General features: G+C 41.8%; 16 protein-coding genes and 2 pseudogenes. All 18 read right to left on the bottom strand.

Annotated features, from left to right (window positions below):
- Positions 1-31: 31 nt before the first annotated feature.
- Positions 32-949 carry a glycine--tRNA ligase subunit alpha gene (glyQ, locus tag HMPREF1195_RS10230; RefSeq protein ID WP_023920271.1) on the bottom strand — a complete coding sequence of 306 codons (918 nt, stop codon included), beginning with the start codon at positions 947-949 and terminating at the stop codon, positions 32-34.
- 35 nt (positions 950-984) lie between these two features.
- Positions 985-1,356, bottom strand: coding sequence for a GFA family protein (locus tag HMPREF1195_RS10225; RefSeq protein ID WP_023920269.1), 372 nt, complete (start codon positions 1,354-1,356; stop codon positions 985-987).
- A gap of 328 nt (positions 1,357-1,684) precedes the next feature.
- A complete protein-coding gene (locus HMPREF1195_RS10220; protein WP_023920268.1) occupies positions 1,685-6,103 on the bottom strand; it encodes a S8 family serine peptidase in 4,419 nt (1,472 codons plus the stop codon).
- Positions 6,104-6,371: 268 nt separating this feature from the next.
- Positions 6,372-7,214, bottom strand: a complete 843-nt coding sequence (locus HMPREF1195_RS10215; RefSeq protein WP_023920266.1) for an aldo/keto reductase — start codon at positions 7,212-7,214, stop codon at positions 6,372-6,374.
- Positions 7,211-7,429, bottom strand: coding sequence for a hypothetical protein (locus HMPREF1195_RS10210; RefSeq protein ID WP_023920264.1), 219 nt, complete (start codon positions 7,427-7,429; stop codon positions 7,211-7,213). The genes HMPREF1195_RS10215 and HMPREF1195_RS10210 overlap by 4 nt, the downstream gene beginning before the upstream one ends.
- A 172-nt stretch (positions 7,430-7,601) precedes the next feature.
- A complete protein-coding gene (gene nagA, locus HMPREF1195_RS10205; RefSeq protein WP_023920262.1) occupies positions 7,602-8,759 on the bottom strand; it encodes an N-acetylglucosamine-6-phosphate deacetylase in 1,158 nt (385 codons plus the stop codon).
- Positions 8,760-8,913: 154 nt separating this feature from the next.
- Positions 8,914-10,545, bottom strand: coding sequence for a Na/Pi cotransporter family protein (locus HMPREF1195_RS10200; RefSeq protein WP_023920260.1), 1,632 nt, complete (start codon positions 10,543-10,545; stop codon positions 8,914-8,916).
- A gap of 183 nt (positions 10,546-10,728) precedes the next feature.
- A complete protein-coding gene (gene rbfA, locus HMPREF1195_RS10195; RefSeq protein ID WP_003003976.1) occupies positions 10,729-11,079 on the bottom strand; it encodes a 30S ribosome-binding factor RbfA in 351 nt (116 codons plus the stop codon).
- 73 nt (positions 11,080-11,152) lie between these two features.
- Positions 11,153-13,645, bottom strand: a pseudogene (gene infB / locus HMPREF1195_RS10190) (translation initiation factor IF-2); the annotation flags it as partial.
- A 98-nt stretch (positions 13,646-13,743) separates the two neighbouring features.
- A pseudogene (locus HMPREF1195_RS11445) lies at positions 13,744-13,867 on the bottom strand (translation initiation factor IF-2 N-terminal domain-containing protein); the annotation flags it as partial.
- 16 nt (positions 13,868-13,883) lie between these two features.
- On the bottom strand, positions 13,884-14,183 hold the full coding sequence (locus tag HMPREF1195_RS10185) for a YlxQ-related RNA-binding protein (protein ID WP_023920256.1): 300 nt from the start codon (positions 14,181-14,183) through the stop codon (positions 13,884-13,886).
- Positions 14,176-14,472: an RNase P modulator RnpM gene (rnpM, locus tag HMPREF1195_RS10180; RefSeq protein ID WP_003010401.1), complete on the bottom strand. Its 297-nt coding sequence runs from the start codon at positions 14,470-14,472 to the stop codon at positions 14,176-14,178. Before rnpM ends, HMPREF1195_RS10185 begins: the two co-directional genes overlap by 8 nt.
- Positions 14,473-14,486: 14 nt before the next feature.
- Positions 14,487-15,629, bottom strand: a complete 1,143-nt coding sequence (nusA, locus tag HMPREF1195_RS10175) for a transcription termination factor NusA (RefSeq protein WP_003010402.1) — start codon at positions 15,627-15,629, stop codon at positions 14,487-14,489.
- Between the two features lie 44 nt (positions 15,630-15,673).
- On the bottom strand, positions 15,674-16,153 hold the full coding sequence (rimP, locus tag HMPREF1195_RS10170; protein ID WP_023920253.1) for a ribosome maturation factor RimP: 480 nt from the start codon (positions 16,151-16,153) through the stop codon (positions 15,674-15,676).
- 97 nt (positions 16,154-16,250) lie between these two features.
- The gene (trmB, locus tag HMPREF1195_RS10165) at positions 16,251-16,886 is read right to left on the bottom strand and encodes a tRNA (guanosine(46)-N7)-methyltransferase TrmB (RefSeq protein ID WP_023920251.1); all 636 of its coding nucleotides are present in this window, start codon (positions 16,884-16,886) and stop codon (positions 16,251-16,253) included.
- Entirely contained in the window at positions 16,883-17,677 is a 795-nt protein-coding gene (gene ccrZ / locus HMPREF1195_RS10160) for a cell cycle regulator CcrZ (protein ID WP_023920250.1), read from the bottom strand. Before ccrZ ends, trmB begins: the two co-directional genes overlap by 4 nt.
- Before the next feature lie 40 nt (positions 17,678-17,717).
- Positions 17,718-18,773 carry an ABC transporter permease gene (locus HMPREF1195_RS10155; RefSeq protein WP_023920248.1) on the bottom strand — a complete coding sequence of 352 codons (1,056 nt, stop codon included), beginning with the start codon at positions 18,771-18,773 and terminating at the stop codon, positions 17,718-17,720.
- On the bottom strand, positions 18,770-19,501 hold the full coding sequence (locus HMPREF1195_RS10150; RefSeq protein WP_023920244.1) for an ABC transporter ATP-binding protein: 732 nt from the start codon (positions 19,499-19,501) through the stop codon (positions 18,770-18,772). The genes HMPREF1195_RS10155 and HMPREF1195_RS10150 overlap by 4 nt, the downstream gene beginning before the upstream one ends.
- Positions 19,502-19,566 lie beyond the last annotated feature (65 nt).

Genomic DNA, 19,566 nt, shown 5'->3' with positions numbered 1-19,566 from the left:
GTTTGCCCATTTTCCATTCTTGTAACTCTTTTTATTCTTCCTCTTCTGCTAGGAGTTTTGCGCGTGTGGCTTCGTCGAGAAGTGGGTAACCGAGTTTCTTGCGTTCTGCGACGAAAGTTTTGGCTACGACACGGGCCAAGTTACGGATGCGGGCAATATAGCCGGCACGTTCTGTAACGGATACAGCACCACGAGCGTCAAGCAAGTTGAAGGTATGCGAACATTTCAAAACGTAGTCATAGGCTGGGTGAACAAGGCCCAATTCCAAAGCACGTCCTGCTTCTTTTTCAAATTTTTCGAAGTTTTCAAGAAGCATATCTTGGTCAGAAACTTCAAAGCTGTATTTTGAGTGTTCATATTCTGGTTGAAGGAAGATTTCTCCGTACTTAACGCCGGGAGCCCACTCAATATCATAAACAGAATCTACTTCTTGGATGTAAGAAGCCAAACGTTCCAAACCATAAGTAACCTCAGAAGTTACCGGACCAGTTGTCAAGCCACCAACTTGTTGGAAGTAGGTGAACTGAGTGATTTCCATACCGTCCAACCAAACTTCCCAACCAAGACCAGCTGAACCAGTTGATGGGTTTTCCCAGTTATCTTCAACGAAACGGATATCGTGCTCCAAAGGATTAATCCCCAATTTTTCCAATGACTCAAGGTAGAGTTCTTGGATGTTTGATGGAGAAGGTTTCATAACCACTTGGAATTGGTGGTGTTGGTAAAGACGGTTTGGGTTTTCCCCATAACGACCATCAGCTGGACGACGAGATGGCTCTACATAGGCTGCGTTCCATGGTTCAGGACCAATGGCACGAAGGAAAGTGTAAGGACTCATAGTTCCCGCACCCTTTTCGTTATCATAAGCCTGCATCAGCATACAACCCTGATCATTCCAGTATTGTTGCAAAGTAAGGATGATTTCCTGGAAGGTTAGTTTTTTAGACATTATTTACTCCTTTAATTTATATTATCTTTTTAGGTTTATTTATCAAGCAACCAAGAAAAAGCTGGATCCTGAAAAATATGACGTTTGGGAATAGTTTGTAAATTCTGATCGCATTCATCTATTGTACCTAATTTCAAAGCACAGACTTCTGGTATATTTTCTTGAACAGTGAAAATTTGACTATGACAGTTCTGGCAGTAGTAGCGTTGTTTTCCTGGAGATGAACTATAGGTAACCAACTGTTCTTTTCCATGCAATACTAGGTTTTTACTGCTAACTTTAGCATTAACTGTATAGGCAGACGCAGTTGCTTTCCGACAAAATGAGCAATGACAAAAAACTAATTCCGATAATTCCTCATCTAGAGTGTAAGTCACTGCTTTACATAAACAAGATCCTTTAAGCATTGTACTCCTTTCTACTTAGGCATTAGACGAATTCAAAAAGAACCGAATTTCAACACCCAAGCCTTGCGACTAGGGGCGTCAGAAACGCGGTTCCACCCTAATTTATTACTTCATTTTATCTGTTTGTCTTCAGCTCTTTGCTGAGAGAAAGCGCCACTTGCCTACTTTGCTCTACTTGGCTTTCACTATCCCAAGCTCGCTAGAAAAACGCCATAAGCCCTTCTTTCTTGACTAGTATTATAGCAAATTTTTAGGTACTTGTAAATAAAAATCCATCTGAAACAAATGTTTCAGATGGATTCTAGGCTAACAAACTATTTTATTTTTCTTATGGACGTCTTGCAGCTTTTGGTTTTTTACCATGAAGTTTTTTCTTGGCATTTTTCAAGGCTGTCAAAGCATCTTTTACATCTTGTTGGCTTGCTCCTGGATTTGAAAGGATGGTTTGTGCATCCTTGAAGGCTACTAGGTAAGCTTCTTTTTCTTCATTTCCAGCATAGATGAATTTCGCATTCTTTTCTTGGAACTTCAATTCTTCCTTGATGTATTTTTCAAGACTTGAAAAATCAGTTGCTTTCCCGTTTAATTTTCCTTCTGCACGGCTAAGCTCAGCAAGTGCTTGATTGATTTGTTCTTGTTTCACAGTTGGATCAACTGCAAGCAAGGCTACTGTTTGGAAAGCACGATCGTAGTCGCGACGTACTTTTTCTTTGGCATTGGCATAACGACCAGTTTTTGTCGTAGCATCGTAAGCCTGCATAGCTTCTTTCAAGGCCGCAACGTTTGAATCTTTCCCATCCAAAGCTTGGCTGGCAGCTTCAAGACTAGCTAGAGCTTGGTTGACTTGCTCTTGACTAACCTTGTTGGTCAAGGCTGCTTGGGCCGCTTGCAAGGCTTGATCATAGGCTTCCTTCTTATCCGCACTGGCATTGAAGTATTGCGCTGTCTTTGTAACATCTGCTTGGTTGTTCAAAGCAGCTAAGAGATCCACTTTTGAGATCACTCCAATACGGTAATTGTTGTTGCGCCCTGCGACAACTGAAATCACTGGTGCTTCCTCAGCTAGTTCATAGCCTGTAGGAAGAGTTGCAACCAAGGTATATTGACCAGTTGCTACAGATTTACCAAAGCCATTTTTACCATATTTTTCAGCAGGCAAGACAAAGTTTTCACCATCTGCCCCTTTTAATACGATCGTAGCTGCTTTTGAAACCGGTTGATCAAAGCTGATGCTAACTGGTGCATATTCTAAAGTATTGGCAAGAAAAGCAATCGTTTGGAAACTATTATCTTCTGTTAAATCAAATTCTTGCGTCAAGCTGCTGACAAATTTCACTTCTGTACGATCATAAGTAAAGATTTCTGCAGTGTAATGACCAAAGTTCAAGAGGTTAATATCTTTTGTCTTGTCAACTGATACATATTGACCATTGCTATCTTTGATTCGGTAAACATACATAGTATCCAAAGCTTTGTTCGTTTTAGCGTCACGAACTGCGATTTGAACCCGACCACTATTTTGATCCCGAACTAAATCAGCTAGTGAAACATAATCTACGTTCCCCGCAAAGTCTTCTACATAGTAGTAGATATTCTTCTTATCGATGTTTTCAGGAAGATCGAAGCTACCATCTGCATTGGCTTTGATCACATGGTAATTTTCAAGCGCACGTGTACCATTCTTATCTTCACTGGTTTGGACCATTGTCCCCTGATCATCAAATGGAGTCACGTAAACGAGTTTTTCAGTTAAGATACCACCTTCGCCAACATCTTTGGCTTTGCGTGCAACAAACTGTTGTGCTCCGTCTTTAAAGCGAATATAGCCAGATGTAATCACTGGTTTTTGAGTATCAACCCGAACCTTGAAGGTCGTTGATTGCTCCTCAGCTCCAGGAACCATTGGGGTGTAACGGATGACATAATCATATACACCATCTGCTACCGCATTTCCATTAGCATCGCTACCAGACCAGACAGTATTATCTAATGTGTAGCTGCGTGGGTTCTTTTGGTCACCGTTGAAGAAGTTCTTACGATGGTCAGATGGCGTTCCTTCCCAAATTGGATGTTGATGTTCCGTATCACTTGCTGCGTAGACACTTGCACGAAGGTTTTCAATGTTTCTAAGGGCAACTGTCTTGTATTCGACGAAATCTTTATTTCCATCTTCATTTGGCGAAATGGCAATGCGAACATTTCCGTTTTCATCTAGTTGAAGGGTGTGAGTTCCTTCTGTATTTTCGTCAATACCAAGGACTGTAATCCGACGACCATCTCGTTTTCCTTGAGTGAGAAGGAAGTCATTTTGCTGAGTGACGAGCGCAGAAACATTCGCACTAGAAGAGATATTCAAATCTTTTGGAATATGGTAGTAGAATCCATCTTTTCCTTCGCGAACCAAATCATAGACTGGCTTTTCAACAGCGGGAAGGTTTTGGAATTCTCCCTTGAAGCCCATAAATGGCAAGCTGACCACATCTCCATCATCAGCCGGATCAACAAAGCGAACAAATCCTTCAAGGAAATAGCCGTTTGGCATTTCTTTGCTCAATTCTTCTGTGAATTTACTTGTGTCGACTTTCACTGTAACCGTTTCAGAACTATGGGCTTTCACAGTTACTTCAGGCCAAGCAGTTTCTGTTAATTTACGTGGACGGAGGGTAAATTTACCATCTTTTACTTCATCTGTGTCAGTATTCACCAACATTTTCAAGGTACGATCGGTATCTGAAATATTGTGAACCGTCACATCAAATGTAAAGCTATCTCCAACATTACCAAGAGTGACGCTTGGATAGTTGTTTTCACCGGTCACATACAAGTCTGTTGAAACGGCTGCTGCTGTGTCAACAACCCCTGCTCCTTGTTGGCGTGGAGAAGTATAGACACCCGTTTCTTTGTTAACATGCGGTTTAGCCGTAGACATGATCAAGGCTTTCACTGTTTCAGAAACTTGTTCTGGAGTTAATTCTGGGTGATGCTTCACAAGGTATTCTTTAACCAAGGCTGCAACACCTGCTACGTGAGGTGAGGCCATACTAGTACCACTCATATCCCCATAGGTATTGTCATTTAAAGAAGAGAAGATGTTCCCACCAGGTGCTGTGACATCTGGTTTCAACTGACCATCGGTTGTTACACCCCAGCTTGAGAAATCAGACAATTGGTCTGCTTCTGGAGATGGACGGTTGGCCATGGTATTGTTAAAGACAACTTTGTAAGATCCAGCTTTAAGAGCTTCCCCATAGCGTTTTGAAATGAAGACAGATGGAATTTTCTTAGCATCCCCATCAATTGACATTCCAAGGTTTGATCCTTCCACATTATTGTAGACCATAGCCCCTACTGCACCATGATGGAGGGCATTCGCAATTTTTTCTGTGAATGGGATTTCTCCACGTTGAATAAGCGCTAATTTACCAGTAAGATCTAGACCTTTGAAATCATCTTCTTTCCCAAGACCAACAGATACGTACTCATATTCTTTGCCTTTTTCAAAGTCTGTATCTGTTGCAGATTTACTGTAGTCAAATTTCCCGTTATCTAATTCTGCATTTCCTTCAAGGCCTTTGACTTCAAAAACTTCTGTGGTAATGATTTTATTATTGATAGAAGCAACAGAGATGGAGTCCTCTACTGTTGAAGGATTTCCGACCAAACCATAATCTGGATTTTCAGCAGAAGGTCTTGAGTAACCATTTCCAAAGCTATTGCTATTTCCTGCAGAAATTAAGACAGATACGCCTTTAGCGCGCGCTCGTTTAATGGCATCCACAATATCTGAATCCGCATTGACCGTAGAACCAGTCGTAGAGCCAAGACTCATGTTGATAGTATCTGCACCAAGAGCTACAGCATCATCAATTGCTTTTACATAAAGAGCAGATCCCGTTGTTTTTTGACGATCTGAGAAGACACGCATAAACATAACTTGCGCTTCTGGTGCTACACCATAGATCTTTTCTCCGTTGCCTGCTACTTTATCAGGATTCCCCGTCGCAATCCCTGTAACGTGCATCCCGTGAGAATCTCTTTCAGCCTCTTTGATATTATCTGTACCATCAAAATAGTCATAGGCATAGACAACTTTGTCGTTGTACCATTTACCATAATCAATTCCTGCTGCTTTCTTAGCAGCTTCGATTTCTTCTTGGTTTTTAAACTTAGCTTTTGAAGGATCGGTAATCCGAAGAACCTCGTGGTTCACATCCAAACCAGAGTCGATGACGGCGACCACCATCCCTTCCCCTTTGTAGCCTTGCTTCCAGGTTTGGGGAACAGTAATAATTTCGTCACTTTCGATGCTTTGAGGTTTTTCAGTTGCCTCATGGCGATTCGTTGTTTCCGAACTTGTCGCAGTAGCCACTACTGTTGCTTTTTCAACAGGTTTTTCCGCTACTTCCGGTTTTGTTTCTGGAACAGCGGCTGTCTCTTTAGGAGCTTCTGCTTTTTCAACAACAGTAGCTTCTTTTGTATCAACTGTCTTTGCTGCAACAGCTGCGTCTTTTGTAACTTCAACTTTCTCACTAGCAACTGCTGTACTTGCTTCTGTTGCTTGTGAATGCTCTTCTTCAGCAGGTGCCTGTTGACTGTTTGCTACAAGCTGTGTCCCAGCGCTCGTTTGACCCGCTGTTTGTTCTTCTGCACTCGCTTGTGCAGATCCAAATACCAAAACAGCCCCTAATAAAACTGAGGCTACACCAAATTTGTATTTCCTTAATGAAAAACGCTCTTGTCTATTCATAGAAACTCCCCTTTTATTTTAATAGTAACTATTATAACGCAAAATTATCTGAAGATTCATTCAAAAATGAATTGTAACACAATTGTAATATTTACGTATATTACTAATTATTAACTTATTTTCGTTCGGAAATTTTTGAAGTTGGCCGGGAAAATATTATAGAACATCTGTTTTTGTTAGCCCCTTAAAATTATTTCATATTTGAAAGGTTTTTAAAAACCGAGAACGAAACTGTCCTCGGTTTTCATTAATGAATAGAAATTCTCTTTTAAAAATCTTTGGTGTCCGGATCTGGTGCACCTGCTTCAACCGGAAGATGGCGCAGGAGTTCCACATCATCTGCCGTCAATTCAAAATCAAAGCAATTTAAATTACTCGCAATCCGCTCAGGCGTAACCGATTTTGGCAAAGGAAGGAAGCCTTCTTGTAAACTCCAAGCTAAAGCTAGTTGAGCAACGGTCTTTCCATATTTACTAGCCATTTCTTTTACTTGTTCATTTTGGAACAACTCCCCTTGACCAAAAGGTCCCCAAGCCTCTAGTAAGATACCATGCTTGCGACTTGCAGCGATGGCTTCGCTTTGGTAAACCCCAGGTGCTAGACGAATTTGGTTCACAGCTGGGATGACCCGAGCTGTTTCAAGGAGCGCTTCCAAATGATGAGGAAGAAAATTGCTAATGCCAATAGCCCGAACCTTACCAACAGCTAGCATATCTTCCATGGCTCGCCAAACCTCAGCATTTCGTTTTTTCCAAGCATCACTTTCTCGAAGGGGCTTTGGATTTGGCCAATGAATCAAATATAGATCGACATAATCTAAGCCCAGTTTTTCAAGAGACGCTTCCAAAGCAGCTTGAGCCTCTTCATAAGTATGATTCGTATTCCAAAGTTTGGTAGTAATAAACAAGTCTTCGCGCTTAAGACCACTATCCTTGATCGCCCGACCCACACTCTCTTCATTTTGATAAATCGCAGCTGTATCGATATGGCGATAACCTGCTTTTAAAGCAGCTAACACAGCTTGATAGGCTTCTTCTCCATCCGCTGCTTTCCAAGTTCCAAATCCCAATACAGGAATCTCCACCCCATTATTTAAACGATAATGATTCATTTTTTCTTTCCTTTCTTCAATTTCGGTTTCTTAGGCCCTCGAAGCTTGAGCTCTGGTTTAAAAATATTCTTCTTGGTTGGCTCCATCTTCTTGCTATAAAAACTATAAACTAAGAATGCCCCACCAACGATCACAATAAAAATATTTTTTCTTACAATACCATAGAGCAAGAAAAAAATTCCCATCAATAAAAAACGTATATCAATTGCCTTCATAAGCTACCTCACATTTCAATTCCCATTATAGCATGAAAAGACAGCATTCACAAAATTGCACTACCATGGATAAACAAAAAAAGATCCTACATACTGATCCCCCTATGAATACATCACAAAAACCTCTCCAGGTATGACCTAGAGAGGTTTGTTCTATCTTCGATTCTTGAATCTAGTTCATAGCTTGGTAACGTTTGACCCCATCGAGATAGGTCGCCACCAGATCCAAATTTTGATCAAGCACAATGAAGTCCGCATCATAACCTTCTCGAATTTGACCACAAACATCATCAATATGGACTGATTTTGCAGGATTGAGGCTGGCCATCATCACTGCTTCGTGAGGGTTAGCAATTCCCCACTCTACAACATTTTTTAATCCATCTTTCAATTTCAAGATTGAGCCAGCTAGATTACCAGTTGATTTCAAGCGAGCAGTCCCTTCAGCAACCACGACTGGGAATTCCCCAAGCATATAATCCCCGTCTTCTAATCCCCCAGCTGTCATACAGTCAGTAATCAAGGCAACATTTTCTTTTCCTTTTTGTTTCATCAGGATATCACATGCTAGCGGATCAACGTGATGGCCATCACAGATCAACTCTGCTGTGGTATGAGGCAACTCATACATGGCACCAACCATACCGAGTTCACGGTGCGTCAAACCACGCATACCATTGTAGGCATGCACCCAGACACTCGCACCTGCATCAACCGCTTTTTTAGCTTCTTCAAAAGTAGCATTGGAGTGTCCCAAAGCGACTGTCACCCCTTCTCCTGTAATAGTCCGAACAAATTCTTCCACCCCTTCACGCTCGGGAGCAAGGGCAATCTTATTCAACAGACCATTGGCAGCTTTTTGCCAAGCACGGAATTCTTCCATACTTGGATCCTTCATATAAGACGGGTTTTGAGCTCCCTTGTATTTTTCTGTGAAATAAGGTCCTTCAAAATAAATCCCGCGAATCTTAGCTCCTGTTGCTTCTTTGTATCGTGCACCGATATTTTCCGTTACTGCCAAAAGTTGTTCGTAAGAGGAAGTCAAGGTCGTAGGCAAAAAGCTCGTAACCCCTGTACTCAAGAGCCCTTCACTCATGGTATGGAGAGTACCTTCGATATTATTATCCATCACATCTACCCCACCAAATCCGTGAATATGGGTATCTACGAGGCCAGGCGCAATGCTGTAACCAGAATAATCCAGCACATCCGCACCTTCTGGTAAGCTTTCCACATGTTTCCCAAACTTGCCATCAACAAGCTCCAAATAGCCTCCGCGGCGAACCCCATGTGGGTAATAAAATTGATCTGCTTTAATATATGTAGACATAAAATCGTCCTTTCCATTGTAGGAACTGTGTTCCATTTATATTCATACATATTATAACGCTTTCACTTCTATTTGTAAATGGTCTAGACCTATTTTTGAATAGAATCCAACAAAAAAACAGAGTAAGCTTCCTACTTACTCTGTTTGACGTTCCTTAAATTTGCTCGATTTGTACTTTTTCAGCCAGATTCATGGCATGGTCTGCAACTCGTGTATAGTGAGAAATAATATCAATAAAGTTCACTCCGGCTTGAGGTGTACATTCACCTTGGTTCAAACGACGAATATGGGTTTTCCGAAGTCTTTTCTCCAACTTTTCAATTGCCTCGTGACGTGCTACCAATTGGTTTGCAAGACTCACATCATTGTTCTCAACAGCTTTTAAGGCATCCTCTACAAATTGATGGGTTTGGTTGTAAATATCTTCCAATTCAGCCAAGGCCGCTTCTGAAAAGACCACTTTCTTACGAATTAAATAATCGGTCAGATTGATCAAGGCTTCCGCGTGATCTCCAATCCGCTCCAAATCCCGTGAAGAATCCAAGATATTGGTGAGAACTTCACTTTCTCTCGGACTCAAGGCTTCACTTGACAAACGAATCAGGTAGCGAGTCAAATCATCATCAATGGTATTGATGGCTTCTTCTGTCTTATGACCCTTTTCAGCTGTTTTCTCATTTTGATGAACAATATAATCATAAGAAAGATTAAAAGCTTTGTCTGCATATCCACCTAAATGAAGCAACTCTTTTTTCGCATTTCCAAGAGCAATCGAAGGCGCTTGAGTGATCAAGTTTTCATCCAAGTAGAGTGGCTCATATTTGACAACCTCATCCTCACCAGGAATCAGTTTGGTTACAAAGTATGCCAAAGCTCCAATGAATGGGAATTGAATGATAGTGTTGGTCACGTTGAAAGCTCCGTGAGAAAAAGCAATGGTCATTTCTGGTGACAAGTGCAAGAGCCCTTGGAAGTATTCAATCATGGCTGTAAAAGGTGTTAACAAGATCAAACAAAGGATTGTACCGATCAAGTTAAAGAGTACGTGAGTTGCTGCAACACGCTTAGCAGAAACATTGGCCCCCATCGCTGCAATAATAACTGTCAAGGTTGTTCCGATGTTGTCCCCAAAAAGAATAGGTAAAGAACCGCGAAGATCTAGGAAACCACCTGAATACAAACCTTGTAGAATCCCAATGGTAGCTGACGAAGCTTGAATCAAAACGGTGATGATGGCTCCTGCTAAAACACCCAGAATTGGATTTTTCCCAAGGGTGATCATGTACTGACTAAATTCTGGCAATTCTTTCAAAGGACTCATTCCCGCACTAATCAGGTTTAAAGCGTAGAAAATTCCTCCAACCCCAAAGAGAATCCGACCAATATTGTTGGCCATTCGATTCTTTGTAAAGAAAAGTAAGACCGTTCCAAGAAACATAATTGGAAGGGCATAAGTTCCCAGTTTAAACCCAATAATGAACGAGGTGACCGTAGTCCCGATATTAGCCCCCATGATGATCCCAATGGCTTGACGTAGGGTCAAGAGACCCGCACTGACCAGACCAACGGTAATCACCGTTACCCCAGTACTAGACTGAATAAGGGCTGTCACAACAATCCCTACTAAGACTCCAAGAAAGGGATTGCTGGTATATTTATCAATATAGTAGCGAAGACGGTCCCCTGCAGCTTGTTGCAGTCCTTCTCCCATGGTTTTAATACTATAGAGAAAGAGACCCAACCCTCCCAAAAAGTTAAACAAAATTTCCTGCCAGTTAATGGACATGATCATTCCTCCAAATATGAGATCAGAAATAAAACTCCTCTCCTATTGTAAAGGATAATTTCCAATCACACAAGAGATTTCTGTAAATTTCTATTATTTTTTGAAACCGTTTTTTTCTTTCTGTTTTATTTTCCTCATTTTAAGAGTCAAAAAAGAGGTTGGACACTATTGGTCCCAACCTCTCTAGTCTTTGTTCAAATTGCGCAACATCTCATCGATCTTATTCCCGTATTCGATGGATTCGTCTTTCACAAAAGTAAGATCTGGAATCTTGTACAATTTCAGATTCCGACCTAATTCACGCTTGATGGTTCCTGTTGCTTTTTCAAGGCCTGTCTGAGCCTTTTGATTGTCTGAAGCCAAATCACTCATAATTGAATAATACACTTTGGCCATAGACAAATCACCTAGCATTTGAACATCCGTAATGGTGACGCCTTGAACACGCGGGTCACGGACTTTCTTTTGTAAAATCTCATTGACTTCCCGCTTGATTTCCATCCCTACTCGGTCTGTCCGAAAATGACTTGCCATAGGAACTCCTTTCTGCTCTGTGTTTAAAAACTAGGAAATCAGAGGATCCCCCTTTTTTTCCTAGTCAGCTTGCTTATTTTTTAATTTCTTCCATGATGTAGGCTTCGATGGTATCATCTGTCTTGATATCATTGTAACCTTCAATCATCAATCCACCTTCACGACCATTTGTGATCTCTTTGACATCATCTTTGAAGTGTTTCAAGCTTGCAAGAGCTCCGTCATAGATCACGACACCGTCACGAATGACACGAACTTTGGAATCACGTGTAACCTTACCACTGAGGACCATAAATCCACCGATGGTACCCACTTTAGAGACTTTAAAGGTTTCACGAATAACTGCTTCCCCGATGACTTTCTCTTCAAACTCAGGATCCAACATACCCTTCATGGCATCTTCCATTTCTTCAATCACTTTGTAGATGATTGAGTGAAGACGGATTTCCACCTCGTCAGCTTCAGCTTGTTGACGTGCTTGTGGAGTAGGACGGACGTTAAATCCGATGATGAAGGCATTTGAAGCTTCTGCAAGGGTCACGTCTGATTCGTTGATCGCACCAACTGCTGAGTGAACGATGGTCACTTTCACACCTTCTACTTCAATCTTTTGAAGGGAAGCAGCAAGAGCTTCAACCGAACCTTGTACATCGGCTTTAATGATGACATTAACGGATTTCACTTCCCCAGCCTTCAAGGTATCAAAGAGATTTTCAAGGCTGACGCGGTTGGTTGCTTGTCGTTGTTTCATCAGAGCACGTTTGGCACGTTCTTCACCCGCTGCACGCGCTGATTTTTCATCTTCATAAACCGCAAAGTGGTCACCCGCCATTGGCGCTTCGTTCAAACCAGTGATAGAAACCGGAGTAGATGGTCCTGCCACCTTCACACGACGTCCAAGGTCATTGGTCATGGCACGGACACGTCCAAAGGTATTTCCGACAACAATTGGGTCTTGAACATTCAAAGTACCTTGTTGAACAAGGAGGGTTGCCACCGCACCTTTTCCTTTATCCAAGCGCGCTTCGATAACAGTACCGATGGCACGAACAGTTGGATCTGCTTTGAGTTCTTGGATTTCAGCCACAAGAAGGACCGTTTCCAAGAGTTCATCGATATTTTGGTTGAACTTAGCTGAGATTTCTACAAACTCAGAATCGCCACCCCAGGCAGTTGACATAACTCCATGCTCTGCCAATTCACCGATGACACGCTCTGGATTAGCGCCTGGTTTATCGATCTTGTTAATAGCCACAATGATTGGAACATTGGCAGCTTTTGAGTGGTTGATGGCTTCGATGGTCTGTGGCATCACCCCGTCATCTGCTGCTACAACCAAGATGGTAATATCCGTAACAGATGCACCACGCGCCCGCATAGAAGTAAAGGCCGCGTGTCCAGGTGTATCCAAGAAGGTAATCTTCTTGCCATTTTCCACGATTTGATAAGCCCCGATGTGCTGAGTGATTCCTCCCGCTTCACCTGTTGCTACACGTGAATTACGAAGGGTATCCAAAAGGGTAGTTTTACCGTGGTCAACGTGTCCCATGATGGTGACAACTGGTGGACGCTCTACCAACTCATCTGGATTCAAATAACCATCTTCAACGAAGAAGCGTTCGATATCGGCATTGTCCACTTCAACCTTTTTCTTGGCTTCAATTCCATAATCCACCATCAAGAGTTCAATCGTATCTCCATCCAGCGATTGATTTTGAGTCGCCATGACTCCCATCATAAAGAGTTTCTTGACGATTTCAGCCGGTTCACGCTTGATGCGTTTTGCGATTTCGGCAACCGTCATTCCATCCGTATACTCAAATTCACTTGGTAATTCATGGAATTTACGCTCTGTTACTGGTTTTGGAGCATCATTACGGTTGTTCTTTCCTTTTTTATTTTTCTTATTGTTATTCCAGTTACTATTTCTCTGATTTCTCACTTGATTTTGACTATTTCGATTCCTTTGTTGTTTTCTTGGACCATCTTCTTCACGATCAAAATCATCGCGTTTCTTATCTGGTCGCGCTTGTTTCTTCCGACGTGTATCGACTTGAGCTGGAGCAGCAGCAACAGCTGGTTTTGTATGGTTCTCAAGAGCTGGCTCCTGTACAGGTGCTTTCACTTCTGGTGCTTCTACCCGTTTCCGGCGCTGTTGACGTTCTTGTTCTGCTTTTGCAGCTTGTTGTTTGTAGCGATCTTCACTTCCACGTGCGTATTCAGCATTTTGTTCAGCTTTCAGTGCCGCTGCACGCGCTTTGAAATCAACTTTTGGTGCCACTTGGGGTTGTGCACTACGTCTTTGATCTGGTCGGTTATTGCGACGCTCAGAACCTTGATTTCGTTGTTCATTTCGCTCTTGTGGTCGTTGATTTCGGTTGTCACCATGACGCTGATTGTCCTTGCGATCGCGTTTTGGACGATTATCTTGTTGTTTCCTACGTTCAGCCTGCTCTTTTGCACGCGCTTCTCGTTCCGCTTTAAAGTTACGACTCTTTGGTTTAGCAGCTGGCGTTACTGATTTTGTCTCAGTTGCTCCTTCTTTTTTGACGGGCGCTGCTTCTTTTTTCTCTGCGACAGCCGTTGTCTTGGCAGCCACTTCTGCTACTTTCTTTTCGACTGTTTCTTTTTTCGCTGAAAAGCTCTTGATCAACTTTTCAGCAACATCAGTATCGACACTAGATGCATGACTCTTGACGTCAAAACCTAATTCTTTCGCACGAGTGACGACTTCTTTACTTTCCTTGCCCAATTCTTTGGCAATTTCGTATAATCTTTTCTTAGACAATTGCTGTCCTCCTCTTCTATTCCATAAGAGACCTCATTTTCTTTGAAAATCCAGCATCTACAACAGCGACGACCTTACGGGCACGTCCAATTGCAGTGCTTAATTCTAGTGTTGAAAACACGGTAGATACTTGAACCTCATAATAGTGACCCTTATCTGTCACCTTTTTTGTCAGGTTACTAGCTGCATCATTTGCCAGAAAAACTAATTGTGCTTTTTCTTCCTGGATGGCTTTGATCACGAGTTCTTCTCCAGAAATGAGTTTTCCTGCTCTTTGCGCCAAGCCCAACAAATTACTTATCTTTTGCTTATTCAAGGCCTAACTCTCTTCTCTTCACCTTATGATCTACATAAGCGATCAATTCATCATAGAAAGCTTCTTCCACTTCCATATTAAAGCTACGATTAAAAACTTTCTTTTTCTTAGCAAGTGCCGCTTCTTCATTGTCTAGCTTGATGTAAGCACCTCGACCATTGGCTTTGCCAGTTGGATCGATAAAGACTTGTCCTTCTTTATTTTTGACAATGCGGAGCAAATCGCGCTTATCAATAATTTCATTTGAAACGACAGATTTTCTTAAAGGGATTTTTCTTGTTTTTACCATTTTCCCTCCCTCTCTTAATCGACTTGCTCTTCGCCACTTTCTACTTGGTCTTCAAAAGTTTCTTGAGCTGCTTCCATTTCTTCGAACTCACTAGCAGATTTGATATCGATGCGGTAACCAGTCAAATGAGCTGCCAAACGAACGTTTTGACCACGACGACCGATGGCAAGAGATAGTTTATTATCTGGAACCACAACGAGAGCATGTTTGCTATCTTCATCATCAAAAATAACTTGGTCCACTTCTGCAGGAGCGATCGCATTGTAGATGAATTCAGCTGGATCTGGAACCCATTCAATGACATCGATGTTTTCTTCTGTCGGAACCATACGGTCTAATTTTTGATCGTATCGAGCTGGGTGGAACTTGCTGGTAATCTTTTTAATATTCGATCCACCACGACCAACGATAGTCCCAATCGCATCTACGTTTGGATTATGGCTACGAACCGCAACTTTTGTACGATCTCCAGCTTCACGCGCTACACTCATAATCTCAACAGTTCCATCATAGACTTCAGGAATTTCTTGTTCCATCAAACGTTTGATCATTTCAGGGTGGCTTCGGCTAACAAAGACATTGACACCACGTGGATTATCTTCTACCTTGTAGACAAATACTTCAATTCGATCATGAGATTGGAACACTTCTCCTGGAATCTGGTCTTGCTTAGACAATTGTGCTTCGATTGAGCCAAGATTGACATAGATAAAACGATTGTCAAAGCGCTCCACCGTTCCACTCATGATTTCATTTTCATGTTCTTTATAAGTGTTATAGGTGATGGTGCGCGTTTGCTTACGCATTTTTTCCATGATCGTTTGTTTGGCAGATTGAGCTGCTACACGACCAAATTCAGCTGGTGCTTCTTCAAACTTGATCTTATCCCCCAACTCATAAGCAGAGCTAATGGCCAAGGCATCCTTCAAGCTGATTTCTAAACGGCTATCAAAGACTTCATCCACCACTTCACGAACCGTATAAACACGGAAATCTCCAGTTTTTTCATTGAATTCAATCGCTGCACTTTCTGATTGTCCATAACGACGGCGATAAGCTGAACGCAATGATTCTGTGACGGCTTCGATGATATCTTCTTTTTTGATCCCTTTGTCTTCTTCCAAAATGCGGAAGGCTTCTAGCATTTCTTTACTCATGTTTTTCTTGCCTTTACTATAAAGGCATCCTTTCTTTCATTCTGTTACAATTTTACAGCCAACCTTGCTTTGGACACAAGGTTATAAGGAATTTCTACAGTTTTCTTTCGTGTTTTATCCATATACTCAATGGTCAAAACATCCTCTTCAAAACCTACCAAGTTCCCCTCAAAGACCTTTTGCTTTTCAACAGCCTTATACAAGCTGATATTGACATACTTGCCAACAGCTCCCTCGAGTGCTTCCTTGGTTTTCAAAGGTCTCTCCAAACCAGGACTGGTAACTTCTAAAAAGTACTGTTCTGGAAATGGGTCTGGTTTAATTTGATCCAATAGCGGGCTAATGATTTCTGTCAAATCCGCTGTATCATTCAGTGTGATCCCTTCTGGTTTGTCTACGAAAATGCTTAAGACGTAGTCACCACCCATTTTGCCATATTCAACATCGACCAATTCAAATGGTTCCTGGATGGCAGGCTGAATCACTTCTGTTACTAAGTCAACAATCGTTGCGATGGTTGCCACCTCCTCATAGATAAGAGGCGAAGATATTTCCCCGCCTCTCCTTTTCTATTCATTTAATGTATTATAACACGATTCCCCAATGATTGCAAGGAATATGCTAAAACTGTGCTTCTACACGGTAAATGACCTGTCCTTTACTTGAGAACTTCTTCTCATATTCCGTCATGACATTTCCCTCAAAATCACTAGCATGAAGGTCTAGCCAGACTCCCTTCAAAGTCATACCATACTGTGAAAAGCTCACCAAACTGTATTCAAACAGACCTCGATTATCTGTTTTAAAGTGAATCTCCCCATGTTCTGGAAGAATTTGCTTGAAGGTATCCAAGAAAGTCTTGTAAGTCAAGCGACGCTTCTCATGACGTTTCTTTGGCCATGGATCTGAAAAATTCAGATAAAGCTGATCAATTTCCCCATCTTCAAAATAGTTAGTCAAGCTATCTCCGTCTACCCAAAGCAATTTAATGTTAGGAACATCTGCTTCTAAGACCTTATCTAAAGCATAGCTCAAGACCGATTTTTGAATATCAATTCCGATGTAGTTGATCTCTGGATTGGCCTTAGCCATCCCAGTAATAAAGGCCCCTTTTCCGCTACCCACTTCGATATGAATAGGATGGTCATTTCCGAAAATCCCATGCCATTTTCCCTTAGCATCTTCTGGATTTAGGACCACATATTGTGGATTGGCTTCTAGTAATTCTGTCGCTCCTTTACGATTTCTAACTCTCATATTTCCTTTCCATATTTCAACCGGAAATTGCGCAGAGCATAGATCTCGCGATTGACATTTTCTAAATCATTATTTTCATAGTATTTAGCAATTTGCCACAAGAAGGAGTATTGACCAAACCAATAGAGTTTATCAAACACCTTTTGGTTGTACTTGTAACCATAATAACCTAACCAATCGCGCCAATTGGAATCTGGAATATAGTGACTCAAGATATGCGCCACATCCAACATCCTGTCAGTTAAACGAACGGAATCCCAATCGACTAGATAAATCAAGCCGCTCTCTGTCTCAATCCAGTTACTATGACGGACATCCCCATGGACGATCGTCGCATAATCCTCCCGAAAGGCTGGCACTGTCTTCCGTAAATTCTTTACGACTGATTGGATGTAGTGGTTCTGACGTAGGGCAATTGGCAACCGGTTACTCCAAGAATTGAGTAACTCTAAAGGAGATTCCACAGGATACCCAAGTTTCTTTAATTGGGTCATCAAAGGTCTAGAACGGTGCAATCTCGTTAAAATATTGACCACTTGTTTTTTTGACATTCCATTTGGCGTGAGAATCTCCCCATTCAACCATTCTTGGGCACTCATCACATTTCCATCTGGCAAACGTCGACTCCATAACAATTGAGGAGCAATCTGTTCTTTTGCTAGACCCGCAAGGATTGGGGTCGTATTCATTTTTACAAAAACGCGCCCACCATCTGGGTAGGTCCCCATGTAGGCCTTCCCACTCTTCCCAGGAATTGGGGTGAGGCTTAGCTCTTTTTCATTCGAGTCCATCTTTTCCTCCGTAAAAAGTTTCCAATCTATTTTACTAATTTTAACGACTTTCGTCAACCAAGCGCGCCATTTTAAATGGAAGATAGAGCAGGGTTAAAGCAACTGTATAAGCTAATAAGCCTAGTAACAGGACTTTATCTGATATAAAGACCAGGCCAATTCCCCCTTCTATCACCGTTATCATCCCCATGACCAGCTGAATCGTTTTATTTAACCCTGCCTTTTTACTGCCCCTTTTCATCGGGAAAAGAAGGGTCAACGGTTGGTAATCAAAAGCACTATAAAGCCCCAGTAATTGAAAAATAATTAAGTAATTGAGCAAGGCTACAAGGGCAATCACTACGAGAGGTTGAGGAATAAAGATCATGGCAAGAATGGAAAGAGCCAAGAGCCGTAGGGTCATAGAGAAAATATCTCCATTCCGTAGGAAGGAGCGCATATACAAGTGAAGCCAAGTATTCCCATGTGTTTTGGGAAGAAGCCCCAAGAAATCATCTAAATAAGCTCTTCTTTTGACACTGTTGGTAATGCCTTTCACCGTTGTAAACAAGGCAAAAAAGCGAAGAATCAATTGTTTCCTTGCATTCTCACGAGCAATGGCCAAGGTCCAATTCAAATTTCCATCTTGGTAGAAACGGGCTTCCTTCCAGCTAAAGACAAGCCCTTTAGCTATCCCTAAAATAAAGACGTAAGCCACTATTCCAAGTGCATTCACCCCCGTTGCAAGAAGGAGGGGAACAAATAATAGAAGGATAACACTTTGAATCAAAAGCCAAAATACAAAAGACTTCCTGACCTGCCCTTTGATATAGTTTTTCACTTCCTCTTCCTTTACTAAAAGGAATAAGGCATCGGGCTTCTCTAAGTAGGTCGCAATGGAGCCAATCGGAACCAAGAGGAGCAAACCAATCATGAGACTCCAGCGGATCAGGCTTGTATCTTTGGGTAAATCTTGCAAGAATTGGCTGTATTGAACCGCCAAAAATCCTATAAAAATCAGCATAAAGAGGACAAAATGATCATTGAGAACATAGCGACTATATTTTACACATTGAGTTCGAAACGTTTCTTGCCGTTTTTTCATCAACTCTTTCATGCTTTTTCCTCTTCTGTCAAGGTCATGTAGATATCATTTAGACTTGCTTTCTCATCCCCAAAAGTTGAACGCAGCTCGTCCAAGGTCCCTTTTGCTCGGATCTGACCCTTATGGAGGATCACAAAACCATCACACATCTTTTCAGCCGAATCCAGAACGTGGGTACTCATCAAAATCGATTTTCCTTTTGCTTTCTCATCTGCCAATAACTGAATCAAATCTGCAATCGCAACAGGATCCAATCCCAAAAAGGGTTCATCGACAATATAAAGACTTGGATCCACTGCATAGGCGCAAATAATCATGACCTTTTGCTTCATCCCTTTTGAAAACTGGGTCGGGAACCAATCTAATTTTTCAGCCAAACGGAAGCGTTCCAACAAAGGCTGGACGCGTACCATGACCTGATCCATGTCTAAATCATAGGCCATAGCTACGGTCTCGATATGCTCTCTCAGGGTTAATTCTTCATATAGGCTAGGGGTTTCTGGAATATAGCCGATTTTTTTACGATAGTCAGTTGGAGCTTCTGGAAGACTCAAGCCGTCAATCCGTACTTCTCCAGCATAAGGATGCAGGAGACCAATAATTTCATTAATCGTGGTTGACTTCCCAGCTCCATTAAGTCCAATCAAACCAATCAGTTGGCCATCCGGAACTGAAAAACTCACCTCTTTCAGGACAGGGATGTTGACATAGCCCCCTGTCAACTTGTTGATTTCTAACATATTTTCTCCGATTTCTGGTATAATGTTCTTATATTATAACAAAATTTAGTCTAAATGAGGTGTAT

The sequence above is a fragment of the Streptococcus parasanguinis CC87K genome, from assembly GCF_000507765.1.
In the GTDB taxonomy this organism is placed as follows: Bacteria; Bacillota; Bacilli; order Lactobacillales; family Streptococcaceae; genus Streptococcus; species Streptococcus parasanguinis_J.
This window is presented reverse-complemented; position numbering and strand designations above follow the sequence as displayed.